The organism is Oceanobacillus aidingensis (assembly GCF_042654105.1).
GTDB lineage: Bacteria > Bacillota > Bacilli > Bacillales > Amphibacillaceae > Oceanobacillus > Oceanobacillus oncorhynchi.
The window spans coordinates 20,434-41,656 of record NZ_JBHSFT010000012.1 but is presented as its reverse complement, the minus strand read 5'-3'; the positions used below and the strand labels follow the sequence as shown (position 1 = coordinate 41,656).

Genomic DNA, 21,223 nt, shown 5'->3' with positions numbered 1-21,223 from the left:
GTGATAACCTCCTCTTCTCATTTTAAGGATACCAATTGAAATCAGCTGTTTCCCGACAATATGCGTTCCAATTTGTCGCAGGGTAACTGGTTGCAAGACTCCCATTTCAAGAAATGAGTAAAAAATTATATTTCTGAGTGGAAGATCCAACAACCAGTAACGGCCCGGTTTGTTCCTTTCAAATTCAGTGGGGAATGAAAGAAAACCCCTACTGAAGGAAGCTTCACTTTATCGGTAAGCCGGTAAAGCAGTATACTATTCAGAAAATGCTTCCGAATAGTGAACCACACCACTGGCATCCTTTAACGCACCCGGTGTTAACTCCAAAGCCATAAATGCTCCATCTGGAACATCGAATGGAGCTTGAATTCCCCATAGACTAGCTGGTTTAAAGCCGAAGCGGGAATAATAATCGGCATGACCAAGTACAATCACAGAGGGATATCCAGCTGCCTTTACCTTTTCTAATCCTTCTTTTATCAACATAGACCCAATCCCTTGCTTTTGATAGTCTGGATGAACAGAGACGGGTGCAAGAGCCAGCGATGCTGTTGTTTTTTCGTTGTTTTCAACCGTTATTTTTGAAAAAAGAATTTGGCCAAGGATGTTATTTTGTTGATTTACTGCAATGATAGATAACTCTGGAATAAAAGCGTTGGACGTGCGGATACGTTGTACAAGCAAATGCTCTTGTTGATCACTCATCTCTTCGTTTCGGAAAGCTTGTTCAATGAGCGCTTCTGTTTTTTGATAATCTGTTGATTGTTCTTTACGAAGGTTTATATTCAAGGAAATCCTTCTTTCTTATTATAATGGATTGTAGTAATGGCTTCTTGCTTATCTTACTATATAAGATGGAAATAATAAATGATGGTGAGGGACAGCGAAGATGGAAAACGAAAATACATTTACCGTACAAGTCCAAGTTTATTTAGATAATCTGTTTCATGAGATAAAGCAAATTACAGGAAATCAATTTGTTATAATTCAAAAGATAGTGTTATGATTTGAATTATTCCAATAAGAAGTAAAGTTTACGTTAAGAGGAGGAATAATAGATGAGCAATCAGTATCCTATTATCAATGGAGCAGAATCGTTTTATTTTGAAGGGAATCGTGCAGGGGTTCTAATAATCCATGGTTTTATTGGAACGCCTCAAGCGATGTATCCGATTGGAAAAGCTTTCGCAGACGCAGGATATACTGTTTGTGGACCGAGGTTAAAGGGTCACGGGACAGCTCCTGAGGATCTGGAAAAATATACATACCAAGATTGGATAGATTCTGTTGAGGAAGCATATAACTGGCTTAAAGAACGATGCGATAAGATTTTTGTTTGCGGTTTATCTATGGGAGGCACATTGACGCTATATACCGCAGCAAAGTACCCGCTTGCCGGGATAATTACCGTCAACGCAGCAGTGGAATTACCTGCAATGTATGAAAATCTCAAAGAGCGTTTTATTGCGGATGATGGACCAGATATCAAAAAGGCAGATGCTATGGAAATCACTTATGAAAAAATACCAGTTAAATCAATTAAAGAGTTAGAAAGCCTGATAAAAGAAACAAAGGAAAATCTGGAGAAAATAACCTGTCCTGCACTTATTTTTAGTTCCGAACAAGACCATGTTGTCTCACCTGATAATGCTCAGAAGATATTGGACAGCATATCTGCTAATTCAAAAGAAATCGTCACTCTGAAGGAGAGCTATCATGTAGCAACCTTGGATAATGATCAAGGTTTGATTATTGAAAAGTCTCTGCATGCATTGCAGTCATGGGAAGAAGATGGAGAATTATAACAATTTAATAAGGGATGACATCGAAGCTGATGTCATCCCTTTTGTCATCTTAAAAGTAAATGCTTCTGCACTTGCATCTAAGACGATTGTGTTTGATTCTGTCCTCCGCTAGCACCTTGATTCATTGCTTGGCCGCCGCTTGCAAGCATATCCTGAAGCGGTTTAGCAATATCCTGCATGGTGGAGCTATTCATGGAATTGGAAAGCTTTTGTGACATGTTTTGAAAGGAACCATTTTGCATTCCCATGCTTATACCATAGGCTGCCGCACCTGCTACACCTGCAGCGATCAGTGACGTGGTCATTCCTTTTTTATTATTCATCATTAATTATCATCCCTATCCATTTAGAATGTGAATCAACAACGATACTTAGTTTGGGATTAAATTTGAAAAATATACAGGGGTTTTGATTTTTAATTGGATATTTCAATAGCTGTCGTTAAAAAAAAGTTAAAGAAATAGCGAGTTTTCTGAACTAAAAAAGGAATTTAGAACATTTGTTTCTTTTGGAGGGCTGTGTTAATATAATTCAGAACTTATTTTCGATTCAGTCATTCAATGATACCAATGAAAGGACTTGATCACTTTGCAGATTCAAAACCCGCATGATAGAATTTTTAAAGAAACATTTTCTAATGTGGATGTTGCTAAGGATTTTATTACCTATTTTTTACCGCCCTCTGTGCACGAAACCATTGATGTAGCATCTATTCAGCCTCAAAAAGACAGCTTCGCCACGGAGAACCGTCCGTAAAACCCCCGCCTCGAAATAGAGAGTGAAAATAAATTCATTTAAGCGGGGGATAACGGACGCTAACTCCCTGAATCACTCAACTAACATTCTGTGGGAGAAGAGCGAAAACCCCACAGAAAGAAGTTTCGTTTTATCAGTCACGACCTTCAAGAATATTTCTCCGATTTGCTATTCCAGACAAAAATTCACCAAAAACCAGCCTACGTCTATTTTCTATTCGAGCATAAAAGCTATCATGATTACTATACTGCTCTACAGTTACTGCGATATATGGTGGAGATATGGGAAATCAAACGGGATAATAAAGAAGACAATAAGCTGCCCATCATTATGCCGATTGTGCTGTATCATGGCGATACGGATTGGTATGCCGGTACTTCCTTTCAACATCTGCTGGAAGGGTATAAGGATTTCCCGCCCGATCTGCAGAAATATGTCCCTGATTATGAATTTTTTCTATACGATGTATCTGGTTATAAAGACGAAAATGTCCAATTGAATGTGTTCCTGCGAATTATTCTGATGGTGTTTCGGGATATCCGCAAAAAGGATATCCACGCCGTGGTAAATACCATCTATCAGGCAGTCGATTTCCTGCGGCAGCTGCAGAATCAAACAAGGGCAATAGCGTACCTGAAGACGTTGTTTTATTATATTTTCCGTGTCCAGCGGCATCTTACCAAAAAACAATTTTATGATATAATCGACCATATAGGAAACACTTATCAAGAAGGGAGCGAATTGACAATGACATTAGCAGAGATTTTTCGGAATGAAGGAAAGGAAGAAGGCAGAGCAGAAGGAAAAGCAGAAGGAAAAGCAGAAGCAAAAGCAGAAGCAAAAGCAGAAGCATTAGCCAATACCACAATTCGATTAATCACAAAGTTTGTAGCTCCACCTTCAGAAGATATAAAGAAAAAGATATACGAACAGGAAATAAACACACTGGAAGCAATAGTGGATCACATAGATGAATTGAAAACCATAGAAGACGTCAAACAATACTTGAAATAGAAAAAACACGGGGGAAATCCGTGTTTTTTCTATTAACAACAAGGAAGAGAGCTCCCTGCCTCTTATCAAGTTTGCTGGATTCATTTGCTGAAAATAACTTTAGGAAGCTGCCTGTATCGCCGTGTTTTTGTCAGCAAAATGAATCGCGTGGTTTTGGCACAGAAAGACCGAATAGCGGGCGCAAATATAAAGCAAGGAAGGTACCTGCAAGAGCCATTACTCCCCAAATGTAACCATGTGCACTAAAGGAAGCAATGCCGCTGAAATAAGCGCCGACGTTACAGCCGAATGCAAGGCGCGCGCCATAACCCATCAGAAGACCGCCAATAATGGAAGCGGCAGTATTTCCTTTTGTAACTCTTGTAAATTTGAATAGGCCTCCTGCTGCGGAAGCGATGAAAGCTCCTAAGATGACACCGAAATTAAGAGCGGTTGTTGTATCTGCGAAAATAGAAGCATGGAGAGCTTCTGTATTTCCGGCCCAGTAGCCCCAGCTTTCCACATTAAAGCCAAGTGCTCCTGCTGCTTTTGAACCCCATAGTGTAAATGCAGCTGTCACGCCCCATGGGCTGTCACGAGTGAGCAGCGTAAGAGCGTTCAAAACAGCTAGTGCAGCACCCGCTGCGAAAAGAGGCCAGGAACCCCGGAAAATTCGTTTCCATCCCTTTTCGGAAGGGAGTGCCGCCATTTTAGGAGGCTTGCGTTTTTTCTCAATCAGAATAGTTATCCCGGCAATGATGGCAAAAATCAATAAAGAAACAACCCATGCTCCGCCGTAACCAAGCCCTGTTGAGGTTGCCAGAGAAAAAGGTTCTGCAGCTGGTAAATCGTCCATCCAGAATGTGGAATGGGCTGCACCAATAGTTGAGCCGACAATAAAAAATAACAGGGTAATAAACATAACAGTCCGGCCGCCGCCGACTGCGTAAAGTGTGCCAGAAGCACAGCCGCCGCCAAGCTGCATGCCGATGCCGAACATAAATGCCCCGACAATCAGGCTAATGCCGATCGGTGAAATATTACCGGCAGGTGTTCCTCCAAAAAAGGAAAACCCGAATGCTAAAATAGGTGCAAATAATGTACATGCAATAGCCAGCATGAACATATGCGCCCGCAGAGACTGGCCATTCCCTACTGAAGCTAGTCTCCGGAAGGCTGAAGTAAAACCGAAACGTGCATGAAACAATGTATATCCAAGCAGTAATCCAATCAATAACAACAATGGCTGAACGACATGCTGTGTGGCTGCTAAATAAATCGTCAAAATAAATGTAACAATGATTCCGCCAGCAACCAGTTTTTTCTGTGGAGGATTTAATTTTGGCGCATCTTCCACTTTTGCTGGTTGATCAGAAACCGGTTGTGCCAATGTAGACATTTAAAAACACCTCTAATTCCTATCAATTTAGTTTGTTATGATTTTTTAGTGTATGCCTCTTTGGAAAAAATGTCAATGGGTTATTAAAAATGATTGAAATGCACTTTAAAGCCGGGAAAGGTTTTAACTACTTTTTGAAAAATCGATAAAGAGAAGTGGAGTTTTGATGAAAATGTAGATAAGGTAGAGGATAAAATAAAAACATTTATAAAATGAAAAAGGGCCCTTCGAAATACATCATGAAAAACTGTATCTCGAAGGGTTCTTTTCATCATGAAGCGTTGAGAACAATTGAAAGAAAATACGGCAGCTCAATCAAACAAACGGTTTTACCAGTTTCCCTTCACTGCCAACCATTTTGATTTTAGAAGCAACCATTTCTATTGCCGCATCTTTTGCTTTTTGTAAATATTGTCTTGGGTCTAATTGGTCTGGATATTCTTTAAAATGATCAGCAATTGCTTGGGAATAAGCGTTTTTTAATTCGGTAGAAACATTTACCTTTGCCATACCGAGTGAGACACATTGACGGACATCTTTATCAGGCACAGCGGAACCGCCATGTAATACAAGAGGAACGTCGACAATCTCAGCAATTTTTTGGATACGGTCAAAATCAATATCCGGATCCCCTTTATAGATTCCGTGTGCTGTACCGATGGCTGGAGCGAGTGTCGGTACGCCAGTTTGTTCTACAAAGGCAACACATTCTTCAGGCACTGCTTTTTGAGCATCTTTCTCGTCTACCACGATATCGTCTTCTACGCCGCCTACTTTGCCGAGCTCTGCTTCAATGTTGACATGTAATGATTTTGCTAAATCCACTACTTCTTTGGTTCGCGTTACATTTTCGTCAAATGAATGCATCGAGGCATCGATCATAACAGAAGTATAGCCTGCACGGACGCATTGCTTGATCAGCTCATAGTCTGTGCAATGGTCCAGATGTAAGCCGACAGGAACATCAAAATAGTTTGATGCAGCAGTTGCCGCTTCGACAATATTTTTTGCGCCTAAGGATTTGACCGTTCCCATCGTTGTCTGCAAAATAACAGGGGAATATAATTGCGCTGCTCCTTCCACTACCCAGAAAATACTGTCAAAGGAATGGACGTTAAATGCGACAATGCCATAGCCTTCCTTTTTTGCTTTATTTAGCATTGGTGTTGTAGAGTATAAAGTCATTGAAATCTCTCCTCATTAGTTTATAGTTCTTCCAATGTAATCTGTTCTTTTATTGCATTTACATCGTTTATATCAATATGCGGGTACCAATATAAGCAGTTTGAAGCAGCAAAACTGCTTGCCTCTATGAGAGCAGTCTGGATTACTTTATTCGATTGAAACGCTTCTAACAATTTTCCTAGAAAAATATCACCGGAGGCCGTTGCATTTTTTGCTGTGATGTTTGGCAAAGTAATGCGATAGCATTTTCTGTGAATTTTTGCAATGGAGCCATCTCCTCCCAATGTAATAATAATATTTTCCAGTGCTGTATCATTCTTTAAGAGGGTAATGATTTCTTCCGTTGTTTCCGCTGTTTTGTTTTTTAACTCTAAATATTCCGATTCATTGACTTTTAGCAGCCATGGCTTCGCTTCGATGCTTTTGGATAGAGCTTCCCCGCTGCTGTCTATCACGCATTTTGCTCCTTTATCCTGCAAAGAAATAATTAAATCCCGATAAAATGATGAGGGTAATCCATCTGGCAGCGATCCGGAAAAGACAACATAATCTTCCGGTTTTACCGAATCCAGTAAGGTATCCTCAAATGCCTGTTTTTCAGATGTGGAGATAACCGGTCCTTTTTCATTAATTAAATGTGCGTGCCCTTTTTCGTTATCTACAATAATGGAACAGATACGCGTATTTTCTTTAATAGGTGTTACTGTCGTAGAGATATGCTGGTCATTTGCCAAGCTTTGCAAATGTTTGCCAATATATCCGCCTAAAAAAGCGTATGCTGTGAAAGCGCTGTTTGGATTTTGAAAAGAAAAAGAACGAATCACATTAAACCCTTTTCCTCCTAATAGCTCCTTCGCCTGATGTGACCTGCTGACACCGTTAACATCAAATTTCTCTAAAAAAATTGTTCGATCTAATGCGGGGTTCGGACAAACAACATGCAACAAACTATCACCTCATTTTCATGTTCGATAGATTTATCATAAATCCTAAAGCAAAAAAAAGCAAAGAAAAATTTAAATAAAGCAAAAAAATAATAAAAATATGTTTGCATTATTTTGTTTTATGTCTTATAATCAATTTAAAGCGTTTGCAAGTTATCCTTTAGGAGGTGTTTAGATGCTCTCACAAGATCGTCAAGAAATTATCATGCAGTATCTGCAAACAAATAAAAGCGTGAGAATTGCAGATTTAAGTAATGATTTAGGAGTAACTCGGGAAACCATCCGCAAAGATCTCTATGAAATGGAACAGGAAGGCATTGTTCGGAAGGTTCATGGGGGAGCGATACTTAATAAAGCCAATCTGGAGACAAAGTATGTAACGAGAAAAACAGTGAATGAAGAGGAAAAGAAGGCTATTGCTAAAAAAGCTGCTGAACTCGTGGAAGACGGGGATACCATTTATATAGACTATGGAACAACCGCTTTATACTTCTCCAGAGAAATAAATAACAAGAAAGATTTAACGATTATTACCAATTCGTTGCCGATTGCACAGGAGCTCATCGATTATTCTGATTTTGATGTCATTATTATCGGCGGGAATGTAAGGAAAAATGAAAACTCTTTATTTGGACCAATTGCTTATCGTGGGATTGAAAAGCTTTTTGTAGATAAAGGATTTTTTGGAATAGGCGGTTTAGATTTGCAGGCAGGCTATACCAATATGCATATGGGAGAGTCGGAAGTATCCCGGTTGATGATGAAACATAGCCAGCTAAAAATTATGATGGCTGATTTCTCCAAATTCCATTCTACTTCGATGAACCAAGTAGCTGCCATTGATGAAGTCGATATTTTAATCACAGACACAACATCTGATGCAGAAGCAGTAGAAACCATCAAATCACTGCAAACGAAAGTCTATACCGTTGAAGCGGAGAGGAGTTATAAAGATGAATAATTATCTTGATAAAGGTTTGATTCTTTTAAATAGCAGCGCAGATTCAACAGCTGCCATTTTTGAAGAGATTGGAAGCGTTATGATTACGAAGGGTTATGCCAACAGTGAATATGTCGAGGGATTAAAAGCAAGGGAAAAAGAATTCCCGACTGGTGTTCCGACAGGCGTAATCGGAGTAGCACTTCCACACACAGATGCAAGTTATGTAAATGAAAGTAAAATCGGTTTAATGACGCTGAAGGAGCCCGTTTCTTTTCGGATTATGGGGAGCGACTCTGACGAAATTGAAGTGAAAGTCGTCTTTCTGCTTGGGTGCTCTGATGGAGAAGAACATATTCAAGTATTGCAAAAAATAGTGGAGCTGGTGCAGCAGCAAGCATTTTTAGATCAGCTATTACAGCTTCAAACAGTAGAGGAAGCGTATCAATTACTGGAATCAAATTTAGATTTATAAATAAAAATATTATTTAACCAAAATTGGAGGAATTTAAAATGAAAAAAGTATTAGTAGCATGTGGTGGAGCAGTAGCAACGTCAACGGTGGCAGCAAATAAAATCAGAGCTTTATTAAAGGAAAATAACATTGATGCAGATGTATCACAATGCCGTGTAAGTGAATTAGGGTCGAAAGTCAGCGGTACAGATTTGATTGTAACCACAGCTAAGGTGGACAAGGATTACGGTGTTCCGGTTATTCATGGATTGGCATTTATCTCAGGAGTAGGGTTAGACAAAACAAAAAAAGAAATTTTAGAGGTTCTGCAGTAGAGCAATCTCTTTATTAAAAGGAGGAAATTCCGTCCATGCAAATCTTACAATATATATTAGATCTTGGGCCGACCGTAATGCTTCCATTAGTTATTTTTATATTGGGAATTTGTTTAAAACAAGGCATTGGAAAATCCCTTCGTTCCGGGATAACCATTGGTGTCGGATTTGTCGGGATTAATTTGGTCATTGGTCTCTTAACAGATAATTTAGGACCAGCTGCACAGGAAATGGCGGACCGCTTTAATTTAGGCCTTTCCGTGGTTGATGTCGGCTGGCCGGGAGCTTCCCCGATGGCATGGTCATCAACGATTGCTATGGTAGCTATTCCTGTAGCCATTCTTGTCAACGTGCTAATGCTTGTAACGAAAATGACCCGTGTGGTTAACGTCGATATCTGGAATATCTGGCATATGACGTTTACAGGAGCCATTATTTTGGCAGCAACCGGAAACTTCTGGTTTGCAATTATTGGTGTTGTTGTTCACTCTGCCTTTGTTTACAAGCTGGGTGATTGGTTTGCACCGACAGTGAATAAGCATTTTGGCTTGGAAGGGATAGCGATTCCGCATGGTTCTGGAACCTGGTCCGCTCCATTTGCAGTGGTCATTGATGCCATTATCGATAAAATTCCAGGTGTAAAAAAAGTGAATATTAATTCCAGTAAGATTGAAGAGCGTTTTGGGGTTGTCGGCGAGCCAGTCATTATTGGCGCTGTATTAGGTATCGTCATTGGATTTTTGGCAGGCTACCCTGTATCTGACGTGCTGCAGTTAGGTATTCAAATGGCTGCTGTTATGGTCTTGATGCCGACAGTTGTTAAATTTATTATGGAAGGTTTAATGCCGATAGCAGAAGCTGCGCAGGCTATATTAGACAAACGCTTCCAAGGACAGCAATACTATATTGGGCTGGATCCAGCATTACTATTAGGCAATTCCCAAGTAGTAGCAGCAAGCCTGATTTTTGTTCCATTAACATTGGTTATTGCTATTTTGATTCCTGGCAACCAAGTCCTGCCGTTTGGTGACTTGGCTACCATTGGATTTTTTGTATCGATGGCAGTAGGGATCCATAAAGGAAACTTATTCCGGACGGTTATTTCCGGAGCGTTTATCATGAGTATCACTATCTGGATCGCGAATATGATGGTAGGCGTGCATACGAAGCTGGCAACAGATACAGGAAATATTTCAAGCGGCCAAGTTGCTTCTCTGGACCAAGGCGGAGCACCAATCACATTTATTTTGAAAGAATTATTCCAGCTTCAAAATTTAGTCCCATTGTTAATCATTGGCGGAATTTATGTATTCAGTATTATTTTTACGTACGTTCAATTTAAAAGAGAGAAAATATGAGGGAAATTTTAGATAGGAGATGTCGTTGAAATGAAGGCGTTAGTGCTGGAAAGTAAAGCAAACTTCTCCGTAAAGGATATGGAAATACCAGTTATTAAACCTAATCAAGTGTTAGTGAAAGTAGCTTATGTGGGAATTTGCGGTTCCGATTTAGCCCGTTATTTTGATGGGAAGGTGCATCATTACCCGACCATTTTAGGGCATGAATTTTCAGGTGTTATTACGGAAACAGGAAGCGAAGTGCAGGGATTAAATGAAGGAGACCGCGTGGCAGTAGCTCCATTAGTTCCGTGTGAACAGTGTTCCAGCTGTGCGAGCGGCCATCCGGCGCTTTGCGAGAATTATAGTTTTATTGGTTCCCGAGAGCAGGGGGCAATGGCTGAATACGTTGCGGTAAATGCCAAAAATATCCTGACTTTACCGGATGAAATTACAGACCAGGAAGCGGCGTTAATTGAGCCATTAACTGTTGCTATCCATGGAATTGAAAAAGTCGATATTCACGCCGGGGCAAGCGCCGTTGTTTTTGGAGCAGGTACAATCGGCATGATGTCACTGCTCGCACTGCAGGCAAAGGGTGCAGGAGAGATAACGGTTATAGATATTGACAACGCAAAGCTGGAAATGGCGAAAGCGTTAGGAGCTACAGTTATCGTCAATTCATTAGAAGTTGATTTAGATGATTATTTTAAAGAAAATCAAAGACCGGAAATCGTAGTCGAAACAGCAGGGGTGCCGCAGACTCAGGTTCAGTCATTGAGTGTAGTGGAGAAGCTTGGTCAGGTTGTATATGTTGGCACAGCCAAGAAAGAGATTACATTCCCAGCAGATGTATTTGAAAGAATTCTAAGAGCAGAATTAAAAGTATACGGTTCTTGGATGTCCTATTCCGCTCCTTTTCCAGGATTTGAATGGACAGCAGCTTTACAATACATGAAGGATGGAAAAATCGATGTAAAAGCCTTGATTCATGAAGTGAACCCGCTGGAGGTCAAAGAAGAACCATTCCAGAAAATGATTGATCCGGATAATCATTCGATTAAGTTTTTATATGATGTAAGACAGTAGGAAGGAAGCCTTGAAGGGTACAGTTTCATTGTATCTTTCAAGTTTTTTTCGTCACCACAACTTTAAGATATAGAAACTCCAGAAGAAAGATGTACAACCAAATAGATGCGGCCAGCTTACTTAATAAATTAAATTAACTATGGTATGATATTTCTAAAACGATGAACGGAGAATCTGGATGCAGCGAGGCACTTTTCAATTAATGAAATCGGTCAACAAATCACTTGTTTTAAATAAAATTCGTACCTTTGAACCGATATCAAGAGCACAAATAGCGAAAGAAACAAAACTCACCCCGCCGACCGTCAGCAGCATTGTCAAAGAATTAATAGAGGAAGGGCTGGTGATCGAAAAAGAATTGGGAGCTTCGCAAGGCGGAAGAAAACCAACCTTGCTTTATGTGAACAGCAGTGCGTTTTACGTCATTGGAGTAGATGCAGGACCAGAAACAATCCGATGCATCCTTTCTAATTTATCCGGAGAAATTTTGGAGCAGTCATCTGCCATCATTCAAAAGCCGATAACCAATCAAGCCTTTATGACGATGCTAAAAGACGGTATTCACAACGTATTACAAGCCTCCTCTGTTGAAGACGATAAAATTATCGGCATCGGTGTAGCCATGCATGGGGTAGTCGAAGTTGAAACAGGCATCGCTTTATTTGCGCCGAACCTGGAGCTGAAAAATATTCAAATAAAAGCAGAGCTGGAGGAAGCATTCAATCTGAACGTCAAAGTGGAAAATGACGGCCGTGCCATGGCTTTAGGAGAATCCTGGTTTGGCGGTCATGCGAATGTGGAAAGCATGGTAGCTGTTAATCTTGGACGCGGTGTAGGTGCGGGTATCGTTATCAATGGGAAATTATATCATGGAGCACAGGATATTGCCGGCGAACTGGGTCATATGATCATCGATCTTCATGGAGAACGCTGTACCTGCGGGAATAGAGGATGCTTACAGACTTTTGCGACCGGATCAGCAATTGTTGCGTATGCGCATAAAAAAATAAAAGGTGCTTCCCAGGATGCAGATACAGCGGAAACTATCTATGAACGTGCGATAGCAGGCGAGCAAGAATATATCGAGGTTTTTCAAGAAATTGCGGAAATTATCGGCATTGGCTTGACCAATTTAATTCATATTCTGAATCCGGATAAAATTATTCTGGGCGGAGGCGTTATGAACAGCCGGGAAATAATGCTTCCTGTTATTAAACAAACGATTCATCAGCGTGCCTTGACAGGGAAAGCAAAGGAAACACAGGTTGAGGCGACGAATCTTTATGATAATGCCACGGTGCTTGGAGCTATATCCTTACTTTTGATTGAATTATTTAATCCAGTATAAAAAACGGACTGCATTTTATCAGCAGTCCGTCCGGTTTTTATATGAATGATTCACGTATCCAATGCCGCAATAAACCTGTCAAACGCAGCTTTTTCTTTAAATACCCCGGCATCTTCCAGTACCCGCTTGAATTTCAAGCCGAGTTCCTGTTGTAATATATCTTCTGCTTGTTCCTCGCTGGAAATCGTACCGTATTTATCTTTTATTTGATTGGCCCATTCCTGATGGTAGTCAGCGATATTACTTGGCTTTCCGCATAAATCATTTTTGATCTCCTGCAATTCATCCTTTAACCTTGCTGGAAGAACGGCAAGCCCCATGACTTCAATCAGGCCGATATTTTCTTTTTTAATATGATGGACATCTGCATGCGGATGGAAAATCCCCAGCGGATAGTCGCTGGATGTCCGGTTATTGCGTAATACCAGGTCCAGTTCATAGCTGCCTTCGCGTATTCTGGCAATTGGTGTAATAGTATTATGCGGTGTATCGTCCGTAAATGCGTGTACTGCTGCTTGTTCATCTGAATAATTTTTCCATGTTTGCAGAATATGATCGGCAGCTTCAAGCAAGGATGATTTATTCTCGCTCTGCAGCCGAATCACAGATAATGGCCATTTTAACACGGCTGCTGAGACGTGATCGAAGTCTGGAATCAAAAATGAAAAAGCATTTTCAGCATGCGTCATCGCGAATTCGTAATTTCCAGCCTGATAATGGTCATGGCTTAAAATAGAGCCTCCGACAATGGGCAGGTCTGCATTGGAGCCAATAAAGTAATGTGGGAACTTTTCCGTAAACGTAACCAGGCGTTCAAATGCTTGCTTATCGATTTTCATATCACGATGCTCTTCTGCGAGTAAAATACTGTGCTCGTTGTAATAAACATAAGGCGAATACTGAAAATACCAGTTTTCATCTCCTAACGGAACCTTGATTACACGATGATTTGCTCTTGCCGGATAACCAGTCCGTCCGGCATATCCCTCATTTTCAATACATAAAAGACATTTAGGATAGGAAATCGTCTGCTTAAGTGCGCGTTCTCTTTTGATTTGCTCCGGATCTTTTTCAGGTTTGGACAGGTTGATGGTAATATCAAGATTGCCATAACCTGTTTCCGCTTTAAAATGAATATTTTTACGGATACGGTTCATCTGGATATAGTTATTATTTTTGCTTAAGGCATAGAAATAATCCGTCGCTGCTTTTGGTGATGCTGCATATTTTTCTTTAAAAATAGCATTTACAACAGAAGGGCGGGCGACAAAGCAATTCATCACATTAGCTGATAGGATTTCCTTCGCATCAAAAACATCCTCAATGATGTGATTTTCTACCGCGTAGTCTACGATTTTATCGATCAGGTTAGGGATGGAATCTTCTGTCGGCTCTACTGTCTGATCCGGAAAATCCGCTATTTTTAGCAAGGACATGACTTGATTTCGTGCATAAATTTCATCGGAGCCTTCGATTAATTCTTTTTCTATCGCTTTGTCGATTAATCCTTGGATATCATGGTAAATCATTTTAAATCGTCTCCTCCTGCATAGCCATTTGGATTACTGCTGTGCCAATTCCATGCGTCTGCTATAATTTTTTCAATTGAGGTGCGGGAAGGCTGCCAATGCAATATTTCCTTTGCTTTATCAGAGCTGGCAATAAGAACACTTGGATCACCGGCACGGCGGCTGCTGATTTGGGAAGGAATTACTTTTCCAGTTACTTTACGAGCAGCTTCAATCATTTCCTTCACAGAAAACCCTTGATTGCTTCCGAGGTTGAAAATATCGCTTTGCCCGTTTTCTTTTAAATAATCTAATGCCAGAAGATGTGCTTGAATAAGATCCTCCACATGGATATAATCTCGTATGCAGGTGCCATCCGGTGTATCGTAGTCGTCTCCGAATATAGTGATTGCTTCACGCTGCCCAAGAGCTGTCTCTAAAATAATGGGAATCAGATGCGTTTCGGGAGAGTGGTCCTCGCCGATTTCTGCTGTCTCTCTTGCTCCGGCCACATTAAAATAGCGTAAGGAAACGTAACGGATGCCATGTGCATGTTCTGTCCATTTCATGAGCTTTTCCATTGTCAGCTTGGTTTCTCCATAAGCATTGGTCGGATTGGCAGGCAATTTTTCCGTTATCGGAATTGTTTCCGGTTCTCCATATGTAGCGGCAGTGGAAGAAAAGACGATTTTATCCACTCCGAATTCGACCATGGCCTGGAGCAGCACCTGCGTACCGTAAACGTTGTTATCAAAGTATTTAAGCGGATTTTCCATGGATTCTCCAACGAGTGAATTGGCTGCAAAATGAACAACGGCATCAATCGATTCTTTTGCAAAGACGCTTCGTAAAAAATCGATATCCCGGATATCTCCTTGGTAAAAAGAAGCGTCAGGGTGGATTGCTTCTTGATGTCCTGTTTCCAGACTATCCACGACGACGACATGCTCGCCGCGGTCGATTAATTGGTAGACGGCGTGAGAACCGATATATCCTGCTCCACCTAAAACGAATATGCTCATTTTATCTCCTCCTCCGTTACTTCTTTGGCGCCATCTGCAATAGAAGCAGTGTAAAATGTTGGTTCATAGCCGATTTTGTCCTGATAAATTTGCTTGAGATGATGTTTGAAGTCCCTTACTGCATCCTGATGGACAATAGCGATGGCACATCCTCCAAATCCGGCGCCGGTCATACGTGCACCAATGACGCCCTCCTGTTCCCAAGCCGCAGCTGCAATCGTATCTAATTCGATTCCAGTCACCTCATAATCCGATTGGAGCGAAAGATGCGATGCATTCATGAGCTGGCCAAAAGCATGTAAGTCGCCGTTACGCAGTTTCTCTAATGCTTCCAGTGTCCGCGCATTTTCATATACAATGTGTTTGGCCCGTTTTTGATTAACTGGATCTGTGATCAGGTGCTTCGCTGCTTCAAATTGTTCCGTCGATAATTCACCAAGGTGCTGGATGGAAAGTTCCTTTTGCAAATCCTGGAGCGCCTGCCGGCATTGCGCAAACCGTTCATTGTATTTAGAATCTGCCAAGGATCGCTGTTTATTGGTGTTGATAATGATAATCTCATAATCCTGTAAATGCATTGGTGCATAGCTGTATTCCAGTGTTTGGCAGTTTAAGAGAATGGCATGATTTGTTTTTCCCATCCCGACAGCAAACTGATCCATAATCCCGCTGTTGACCCCAATATAATTATTTTCTACTTTTTGCCCGATTTGAATCAGCTGAAGCCGGTCTATTTCCAAATTAAAAAGTCCTTCCAGCAATACACCGGTCGCTAATTCTAAAGAAGCGGATGAAGAAAGACCGGCACCATTTGGGATATTTCCATAAAATAAGATATCTGCACCGGACGTGATGGCATAGCCTTCTTGTTTCATATATTGGACCATTCCTTTTGGATAATTCGCCCAGCCGTGCGCTTTCTGGTAAGAAAGATGATCGAGGTCACATTCTATTATTCCGTTTTCAGAAGCGTTTAAAGAATAGAAACGTAATTTTTGATCATTTCTTTTTCTGGCAAGTGCGTACGTTCCAAATGAGATAGAAGCAGGCAGGACATAACCACCGTTATAATCCGTATGTTCACCAATGAGATTGATTCGCCCAGGGGCGAAAAAGCGGCGAGGGGCTTCGGATGTATCAAAAATCTGGTGAAATGCTTGGGTTAGATTTGTCATAAGGACCTCCTGATTTATATTTTTTATTGGTATGCTTATCCATATTGCAACTTTATTAATTTAATTAACTAAGTTCATTTTATAGTTTTTCCTCCTATTCTGCAAATGTTTCTATTAAAAAATTCATCAAATGAAAATAGATATCCCGAAGAAAGCTCCCTACGATAGAAATTATCGCAAGAAGCTTTCTTTTATTCTTTTACCGATCCTGCTGCAAGTCCTTGTACAAAGTGTTTTTGCAGAAGGAGGAACAGGATTGCCATTGGTAAGGTAGCAATAATTGCAGCGGCAGCAACTAAGTTTAAATTATTCGCATTTTCTCCAAAGAATTTGGATAAAGCAACTGTCATGGTTTGAACGGACTCATCCTGAAGGAAGAAAATCGCAAATTGATAATCATTCCAAATATACACACAAGCAATAATCAGAATCGAAGCAGTGATTGGTTTTAATAACGGAAATACAATTTGAAAGAAAATCCGAAATGTCCCTGCTCCATCGATTCGAGCCGCTTCTTCTAATGATTTTGGTATGGTAGACCGGATAAATCCAGCGTATAAAAAGATAGTTAAAGGCAGATAAGAAGCAACATTATTAAATATGGCAACCTGGTGTGTATTCATCAACCCTAAGTTGACTACTAATTGATACAGTGGAACTAACGCAGCCAAAGGCGGTACAACCATAATAGCGATAAAAAACATGTACATAAAACGATTCAGCTTTGTCTGTCTGCGTGCTAATGGATAGGCGGCCAAAGAACCTACAATAATCAATATGGCCGCTGCAAAAAATGTAATGATACCTGTATTTAATAGGGCATTCCCTAGATTTGCTGCCTCCCAGGCTTCCCTGAAATTAGACCAGCTAATATCGAAAGGGAAGACCCACTTTGAACTGAAGTCACTTTTTTCCTTCAGCGCAGTGGTGATTAGCACATAAAAAGGAAGAAAATGAAGCACCGTAATGAATAAGGCGAGTGTCGATAAAGCAATTTTTTTTCTATTTGAACTATAATCCATTATGCTTCAACCTCCTTGCGTCGGAAATAAATCAATGCAGATAAACTCAGGATGAGAATAATAACCATCATCAGAACACCTTGTGTAGCAGCATAGCCGGCATCTTCTCTTCCAAAATATAGATCGTACATAAACGTAGACATCGATTGAGATGAATTTCCGGGACCGCCGCCTGTTAATGAAATAATGACATCAAACAGCTTGAGGCCGCCGATAATGTTAATCACCATATTGATCGTAATGGAAGGCATCAATAAGGGAAACGTAATATTTTTGAACTTCTGGAAGGAAGAAGCACCATCAATTTCTGCTGCTTCATAAAAATCTCTCGATACACTTTGCAGTCCGGCCAGATAGATAATCATTGCGATACCTACGAATTGGAACGTGTTTACGAAAACAATAATCCATATGTTGATATCTACATTACCAAGCACATTGATTCTTTCTAATCCTAATCCAATCAGGACATCGTTTAAAGCTCCCCCTTGATAGGAAAAGAAGAAGTACCAGATATAGCCCATAATCAAAGGACTGATAATAACAGGCAAATAAACAATGGTTCGTGTAAGGGTCTTAAAATGGACACTTTGATTAAGTAATAAAGCATAGGCGAGTCCAAGAACATTTTGGAAAATGGTGCTGCCGATGCCGTATATTAATGTGTTGCGGACTACCGTCCAGGTATCGGGGTCAGTCAACATTCTTGTATATTGTCTAAATCCGATATAATCAAAAGTTTGTGAAAACCCGTTCCAGTTTGTAAATGAAATACGAATCCCGTTTAAGAAAGGATATACAATAAAAAAGACAACAAACAGGAGGGCTGGTAAATACATCCACCAAAGGGATGAATTTTGCTTCGTTCTTCCTATTTTTTTCGTACTTACCGTCATTTATATTCAGCTCCTATAAAAACAAATTGATTTCCAGCTCCGAACGCCACAAACTAAGAGATTTCCCGTTGTGCCCTACGATAAGTCATCATCAGTTCGTTACCTCATTGTGATTCCTTTATCTCTTTAAGTAATGGAAGTTCGACCAAGGTCGAACCACCCCAAAGTTCGGGGCGCAATCTCTACGCTTTTGTTATTTATTCAAAGCCCGCCTGTTCTATTAAACGTAAGTATTCATTTTTCATTTTTTGAGAGACGCCTTCAGGAGAAAGGGCGCCAGATAGTAACTCTTGTCCGCTCATTCCCAGTGGTTTCCACATGCCATTTGGTAAATAAACTCGATCAAAATATGGCTCTACCAAGATGTCATCATATTGCTCATAGTAATCCTGGTAATAGATATCAGCAGTAGCGTTGGTAAGTCCAGCTGCTAAAGAGGTTCCTTCTGCAACAGCTTTTACATTCTCAGGTCTGGCTAAAAAATCAATAAACTTTTTTGCTTCCTCAGGATGCGCTGTATCCTTCCAGATGGCAACCGTATGCCGCTCGCCGCCAATCCAGGTCGGGTCATCACCTTCATGGATAGCCGGTACAGGCATGATGCCCAGTTCGATATCCGGGTTTAACTCTTGAATCACATGGATAGGTACAGTTTGCATAACAAAAGCAATTTTGCCTTGAGCAAGTAATTGATTTTTTTCGTATGGTCTTGCAGTGAGCACGTCTATATTTAATAATTCTTTTTCATGCATTTCTAACAATTTTTCAGATAAGTAGTCATAAGGTTCCCAATCAAAACTGCCATCTAGTAATTCTTCACTGTAATCATGGTCAGGATGGGTGATAAGCAGTGGGCTGGCAAATTGATCATAGTACTGACCAAAAGCATTTTCATTAGAGCCCTCGAACCAAAGAGGCGCAATTTCTCCGTTGCTTTTTTCTTTTACTGTTTCTAAAGCTTCCATAAATTCATCAAATGTTTCTGGTACTTCAATATCGTACGCATCAAGAATCTCTTTATTATAAGTTAACCCATCCATTGCCTGATTGAGCGGGTAGGCGTACACCTTGCCTTCCTCATCTACAAAGTTTTGCTCCAGTGCGGGATCCATGTCGTCTACCCAGTCCATGTCCCGCAAATCCATGGTATATTCTCCATATCTGTTCTGGGCCCAGCCATGCGTATCGAATAAATCGGGCAAATCATTTGCTGCCATTCGAATTCGCAGCTGACTTTCATAGTCTTGTCCCGGCATATTTAAATTAATATTGATGTCCGGATATTCTGCTTCAAAATCGTTGACAACGCTCTGCATCGCTTCTTGCTCTGCTTCATTGGATACAGTAGAGAAAAAGGTTAACGTTACTTGGTTTCCCGGTTGTGTACTCTCCTCCGAATCGGTTTTATTTTCAGCATCATCATTCGAACAGCCTGCTATAATAAGGCCGGTCAGCATCAACAACAATAATGTTTTAAGGCATAATCGCATAAGGATACTCCTTTTATCAGTAATTTGAATCGGTACAGTTGCAAGGAGTACGAAATATTTCCTATAATAGATGAAATAGCGTACGCTTGCTATTAGTATGCTATGGATAGACCTAGATCTGTTCCGCCAAAAACGATTCTAGGTCTATTGCTTGTTTAGCAGGTAAGAAAGTATAAACTTTTTTACTGCATAAGTGTAACTAAGGTTGTCACCTAAAGGCTTGGTGACAACCAAGTTTTCTAACAAATTATGAAAAAATGCGTCTTGATAGAAAAATAGGTTTCCTTGATATATCGAAAGCTAGTTTGGAACATGCCGTGTTTTTGCTAGTGCACCGCAGCTTTCGCGCTGCACAAATGTGGTAGGGACATTCACTTTTAATGGAATGTCTCTGCCCTGTAATCGGTCAAGCAGCAGCTTTACGCTTGTTTTTCCCATCGTATCTGTTGGAACATGAATGGTTGACAACGGACAGCTGGCAAATTGGGCCATTTCTACATTATCAAAGCTGACAATAGCGACATCTTCAGGGACTTTTATTGCTGCTTCCTGTAAAGCTCTTAATGCACCTACTGCCATCGGGTCACTTGCAATAAAATAGGCTTCCGGTAAATTTCCTTTTTGGATGGCTTCTTTCATTAAACGGTAGCCATCAGACATCGTAAACTCTCCTACAAATACATGAGCATCATTATAGTTACCCAGTTCCTTCATTTTCTTTGTGAAAAATACATAGCGTTCATCCTCTATCTCCCGCTTTTCATTTGCTTTGATATGTTTTCCTTGCATTCCGCCGATATATCCAATATTGGTATAACCTAGAGAGAATAGATGCTCCAAAGCAATCCAAGTGGATTTCTCAAAATCAATTACAATAGAATCGAAACGATTTTCATCCGGAGAATGATCGACAAAGACCAGATGCTTGATTTGCTCATGGATTGTATCTACAAGGCTTTCATCGATTTTTCCAGCAATAATGAGACCATCCAGATGAACATTCAGCTGATGCAAATGGAAATCGCTCATCCGATAAACTTCATTAACTTCGATGTTGAAATGCTTGCATTGACTTTCAATACCATGTCTGATGGATAAGAAATACGGATCACTAAGTTCTTCCTCAAGGGACTGACACATCAGTATCCCAAATTTATAAGTCGGACTAGAGTTTTGAAGCTGTTTTTTTCTGCCGCGAACCGTTTGATAATTTAATTGATTAGCTGCCTCGATAATCCGTTGGCGTGTTTCTTCCGTTACAGATAAGGATGTGTCATGGTTTAAAACTCTTGATACGGTTGTAATAGAGACATTTGATTTACTTGCGATATCTTTAATTGTTGCCATAGGTTCCCCACCTTTTTTTACTAAACTTTACTATGCTAATATACTATCAGGTGAGTAAAACGCTTTCAATAAGGTGAAATACAAATAGAAAAAGCGTTTATGATGTTCTTGGAAAAACAAAGTGAATCAGCCTGTATACTACAAGAAAGCTTTTAAGATTCCCTCTCCTTACCATAGC

General features: G+C 40.4%; 21 protein-coding genes. 9 read left to right on the top strand and 12 right to left on the bottom strand.

Annotation, left to right across the window (positions count from 1 at the left end):
* Positions 1–255: 255 nt before the first annotated feature.
* Complete coding sequence (locus tag ACFO3P_RS08685; RefSeq protein WP_042531613.1) at positions 256–789, bottom strand: GNAT family N-acetyltransferase; 534 nt, start codon at positions 787–789, stop codon at positions 256–258.
* Positions 790–1,058: 269 nt separating this feature from the next.
* Between ACFO3P_RS08685 and ACFO3P_RS08680 the strand changes: the two genes are divergently transcribed.
* Positions 1,059–1,805 (top strand): alpha/beta hydrolase, encoded by a 747-nt coding sequence (locus ACFO3P_RS08680; protein WP_042531615.1) that lies wholly within the window; start codon positions 1,059–1,061, stop codon positions 1,803–1,805.
* Positions 1,806–1,882: 77 nt separating this feature from the next.
* Here the strand turns inward: ACFO3P_RS08680 and ACFO3P_RS08675 are convergent, their stop codons facing one another.
* Positions 1,883–2,131, bottom strand: a complete 249-nt coding sequence (locus ACFO3P_RS08675; protein WP_042531617.1) for a hypothetical protein — start codon at positions 2,129–2,131, stop codon at positions 1,883–1,885.
* 262 nt (positions 2,132–2,393) lie between these two features.
* Here ACFO3P_RS08675 and ACFO3P_RS08670 point away from each other — a divergent pair, with 262 nt between their 5' ends.
* Positions 2,394–2,561: an Rpn family recombination-promoting nuclease/putative transposase gene (locus ACFO3P_RS08670; protein ID WP_175297029.1), complete on the top strand. Its 168-nt coding sequence runs from the start codon at positions 2,394–2,396 to the stop codon at positions 2,559–2,561.
* A 90-nt stretch (positions 2,562–2,651) separates the two neighbouring features.
* Positions 2,652–3,575 carry an Rpn family recombination-promoting nuclease/putative transposase gene (locus tag ACFO3P_RS08665; protein WP_289584735.1) on the top strand — a complete coding sequence of 308 codons (924 nt, stop codon included), beginning with the start codon at positions 2,652–2,654 and terminating at the stop codon, positions 3,573–3,575.
* A gap of 130 nt (positions 3,576–3,705) precedes the next feature.
* Here ACFO3P_RS08665 and ACFO3P_RS08660 read toward each other — a convergent pair whose 3' ends face one another.
* The 3 genes from ACFO3P_RS08660 to ACFO3P_RS08650 form a co-directional block, all read right to left on the bottom strand.
* On the bottom strand, positions 3,706–4,953 hold the full coding sequence (locus ACFO3P_RS08660) for a YeeE/YedE family protein (RefSeq protein WP_042531619.1): 1,248 nt from the start codon (positions 4,951–4,953) through the stop codon (positions 3,706–3,708).
* 315 nt (positions 4,954–5,268) lie between these two features.
* Positions 5,269–6,138, bottom strand: a complete 870-nt coding sequence (locus ACFO3P_RS08655; RefSeq protein WP_042531621.1) for a class II fructose-bisphosphate aldolase — start codon at positions 6,136–6,138, stop codon at positions 5,269–5,271.
* 20 nt (positions 6,139–6,158) lie between these two features.
* Positions 6,159–7,085 carry a 1-phosphofructokinase family hexose kinase gene (locus ACFO3P_RS08650; protein ID WP_379542360.1) on the bottom strand — a complete coding sequence of 309 codons (927 nt, stop codon included), beginning with the start codon at positions 7,083–7,085 and terminating at the stop codon, positions 6,159–6,161.
* 172 nt (positions 7,086–7,257) lie between these two features.
* On the opposite strand from ACFO3P_RS08650, the gene ACFO3P_RS08645 reads away from it, so the two are divergent.
* The 6 genes from ACFO3P_RS08645 (at position 7,258) to ACFO3P_RS08620 (ending at position 12,585) form a co-directional block, all read left to right on the top strand.
* On the top strand, positions 7,258–8,043 hold the full coding sequence (locus ACFO3P_RS08645; RefSeq protein ID WP_212929450.1) for a DeoR/GlpR family DNA-binding transcription regulator: 786 nt from the start codon (positions 7,258–7,260) through the stop codon (positions 8,041–8,043).
* Positions 8,036–8,497, top strand: coding sequence for a PTS sugar transporter subunit IIA (locus tag ACFO3P_RS08640; protein ID WP_042531627.1), 462 nt, complete (start codon positions 8,036–8,038; stop codon positions 8,495–8,497). Before ACFO3P_RS08645 ends, ACFO3P_RS08640 begins: the two co-directional genes overlap by 8 nt.
* Before the next feature lie 38 nt (positions 8,498–8,535).
* The gene (gatB, locus tag ACFO3P_RS08635) at positions 8,536–8,811 is read left to right on the top strand and encodes a PTS galactitol transporter subunit IIB (protein WP_042531629.1); all 276 of its coding nucleotides are present in this window, start codon (positions 8,536–8,538) and stop codon (positions 8,809–8,811) included.
* 35 nt (positions 8,812–8,846) lie between these two features.
* Positions 8,847–10,169: a PTS galactitol transporter subunit IIC gene (locus tag ACFO3P_RS08630; RefSeq protein ID WP_042531631.1), complete on the top strand. Its 1,323-nt coding sequence runs from the start codon at positions 8,847–8,849 to the stop codon at positions 10,167–10,169.
* Between the two features lie 30 nt (positions 10,170–10,199).
* Entirely contained in the window at positions 10,200–11,237 is a 1,038-nt protein-coding gene (locus tag ACFO3P_RS08625) for a galactitol-1-phosphate 5-dehydrogenase (protein WP_193062784.1), read from the top strand.
* A 178-nt stretch (positions 11,238–11,415) separates the two neighbouring features.
* Positions 11,416–12,585, top strand: a complete 1,170-nt coding sequence (locus ACFO3P_RS08620) for an ROK family transcriptional regulator (RefSeq protein WP_042531634.1) — start codon at positions 11,416–11,418, stop codon at positions 12,583–12,585.
* A 50-nt stretch (positions 12,586–12,635) separates the two neighbouring features.
* On the opposite strand, the gene galT is transcribed toward ACFO3P_RS08620, so the two are convergent.
* From galT to ACFO3P_RS08585, 7 genes are all read right to left on the bottom strand, one after another.
* Positions 12,636–14,114 (bottom strand): UDP-glucose--hexose-1-phosphate uridylyltransferase, encoded by a 1,479-nt coding sequence (gene galT / locus ACFO3P_RS08615; protein WP_042531636.1) that lies wholly within the window; start codon positions 14,112–14,114, stop codon positions 12,636–12,638.
* The gene (gene galE, locus ACFO3P_RS08610) at positions 14,111–15,115 is read right to left on the bottom strand and encodes a UDP-glucose 4-epimerase GalE (RefSeq protein WP_042531637.1); all 1,005 of its coding nucleotides are present in this window, start codon (positions 15,113–15,115) and stop codon (positions 14,111–14,113) included. Before galE ends, galT begins: the two co-directional genes overlap by 4 nt.
* Positions 15,112–16,290, bottom strand: coding sequence for a galactokinase (locus ACFO3P_RS08605; RefSeq protein ID WP_212929451.1), 1,179 nt, complete (start codon positions 16,288–16,290; stop codon positions 15,112–15,114). The genes galE and ACFO3P_RS08605 overlap by 4 nt, the downstream gene beginning before the upstream one ends.
* Positions 16,291–16,481: 191 nt before the next feature.
* Positions 16,482–17,312, bottom strand: coding sequence for a carbohydrate ABC transporter permease (locus ACFO3P_RS08600; RefSeq protein WP_042531641.1), 831 nt, complete (start codon positions 17,310–17,312; stop codon positions 16,482–16,484).
* A complete protein-coding gene (locus ACFO3P_RS08595) occupies positions 17,312–18,208 on the bottom strand; it encodes a carbohydrate ABC transporter permease (protein WP_042531643.1) in 897 nt (298 codons plus the stop codon). Before ACFO3P_RS08595 ends, ACFO3P_RS08600 begins: the two co-directional genes overlap by 1 nt.
* Positions 18,209–18,405: 197 nt before the next feature.
* Positions 18,406–19,698: an ABC transporter substrate-binding protein gene (locus ACFO3P_RS08590; RefSeq protein WP_289584736.1), complete on the bottom strand. Its 1,293-nt coding sequence runs from the start codon at positions 19,696–19,698 to the stop codon at positions 18,406–18,408.
* Between the two features lie 300 nt (positions 19,699–19,998).
* A complete protein-coding gene (locus tag ACFO3P_RS08585; RefSeq protein WP_042531647.1) occupies positions 19,999–21,045 on the bottom strand; it encodes a LacI family DNA-binding transcriptional regulator in 1,047 nt (348 codons plus the stop codon).
* Positions 21,046–21,223: the final 178 nt, after the last annotated feature.

Bases quoted from the DNA above. Each gene is read 5' to 3' on its own strand.
- ACFO3P_RS08680 (WP_042531615.1), top strand. From the start codon at position 1,059: ATGAGCAATCAGTATCCTATTATCAATGGAGCAGAATCGTTTTATTTT.
- ACFO3P_RS08675 (WP_042531617.1), bottom strand. From the start codon at position 2,131: ATGATGAATAATAAAAAAGGAATGACCACGTCACTGATCGCTGCAGGT.
- ACFO3P_RS08660 (WP_042531619.1), bottom strand. From the start codon at position 4,953: ATGTCTACATTGGCACAACCGGTTTCTGATCAACCAGCAAAAGTGGAA.
- ACFO3P_RS08655 (WP_042531621.1), bottom strand. From the start codon at position 6,138: ATGACTTTATACTCTACAACACCAATGCTAAATAAAGCAAAAAAGGAA.
- ACFO3P_RS08645 (WP_212929450.1), top strand. From the start codon at position 7,258: ATGCTCTCACAAGATCGTCAAGAAATTATCATGCAGTATCTGCAAACA.
- ACFO3P_RS08640 (WP_042531627.1), top strand. From the start codon at position 8,036: ATGAATAATTATCTTGATAAAGGTTTGATTCTTTTAAATAGCAGCGCA.
- gatB (WP_042531629.1), top strand. From the start codon at position 8,536: ATGAAAAAAGTATTAGTAGCATGTGGTGGAGCAGTAGCAACGTCAACG.
- ACFO3P_RS08630 (WP_042531631.1), top strand. From the start codon at position 8,847: ATGCAAATCTTACAATATATATTAGATCTTGGGCCGACCGTAATGCTT.
- ACFO3P_RS08625 (WP_193062784.1), top strand. From the start codon at position 10,200: ATGAAGGCGTTAGTGCTGGAAAGTAAAGCAAACTTCTCCGTAAAGGAT.
- ACFO3P_RS08620 (WP_042531634.1), top strand. From the start codon at position 11,416: ATGCAGCGAGGCACTTTTCAATTAATGAAATCGGTCAACAAATCACTT.
- galT (WP_042531636.1), bottom strand. From the start codon at position 14,114: ATGATTTACCATGATATCCAAGGATTAATCGACAAAGCGATAGAAAAA.
- galE (WP_042531637.1), bottom strand. From the start codon at position 15,115: ATGAGCATATTCGTTTTAGGTGGAGCAGGATATATCGGTTCTCACGCC.
- ACFO3P_RS08605 (WP_212929451.1), bottom strand. From the start codon at position 16,290: ATGACAAATCTAACCCAAGCATTTCACCAGATTTTTGATACATCCGAA.
- ACFO3P_RS08600 (WP_042531641.1), bottom strand. From the start codon at position 17,312: ATGGATTATAGTTCAAATAGAAAAAAAATTGCTTTATCGACACTCGCC.
- ACFO3P_RS08595 (WP_042531643.1), bottom strand. From the start codon at position 18,208: ATGACGGTAAGTACGAAAAAAATAGGAAGAACGAAGCAAAATTCATCC.
- ACFO3P_RS08590 (WP_289584736.1), bottom strand. From the start codon at position 19,698: ATGCGATTATGCCTTAAAACATTATTGTTGTTGATGCTGACCGGCCTT.
- ACFO3P_RS08585 (WP_042531647.1), bottom strand. From the start codon at position 21,045: ATGGCAACAATTAAAGATATCGCAAGTAAATCAAATGTCTCTATTACA.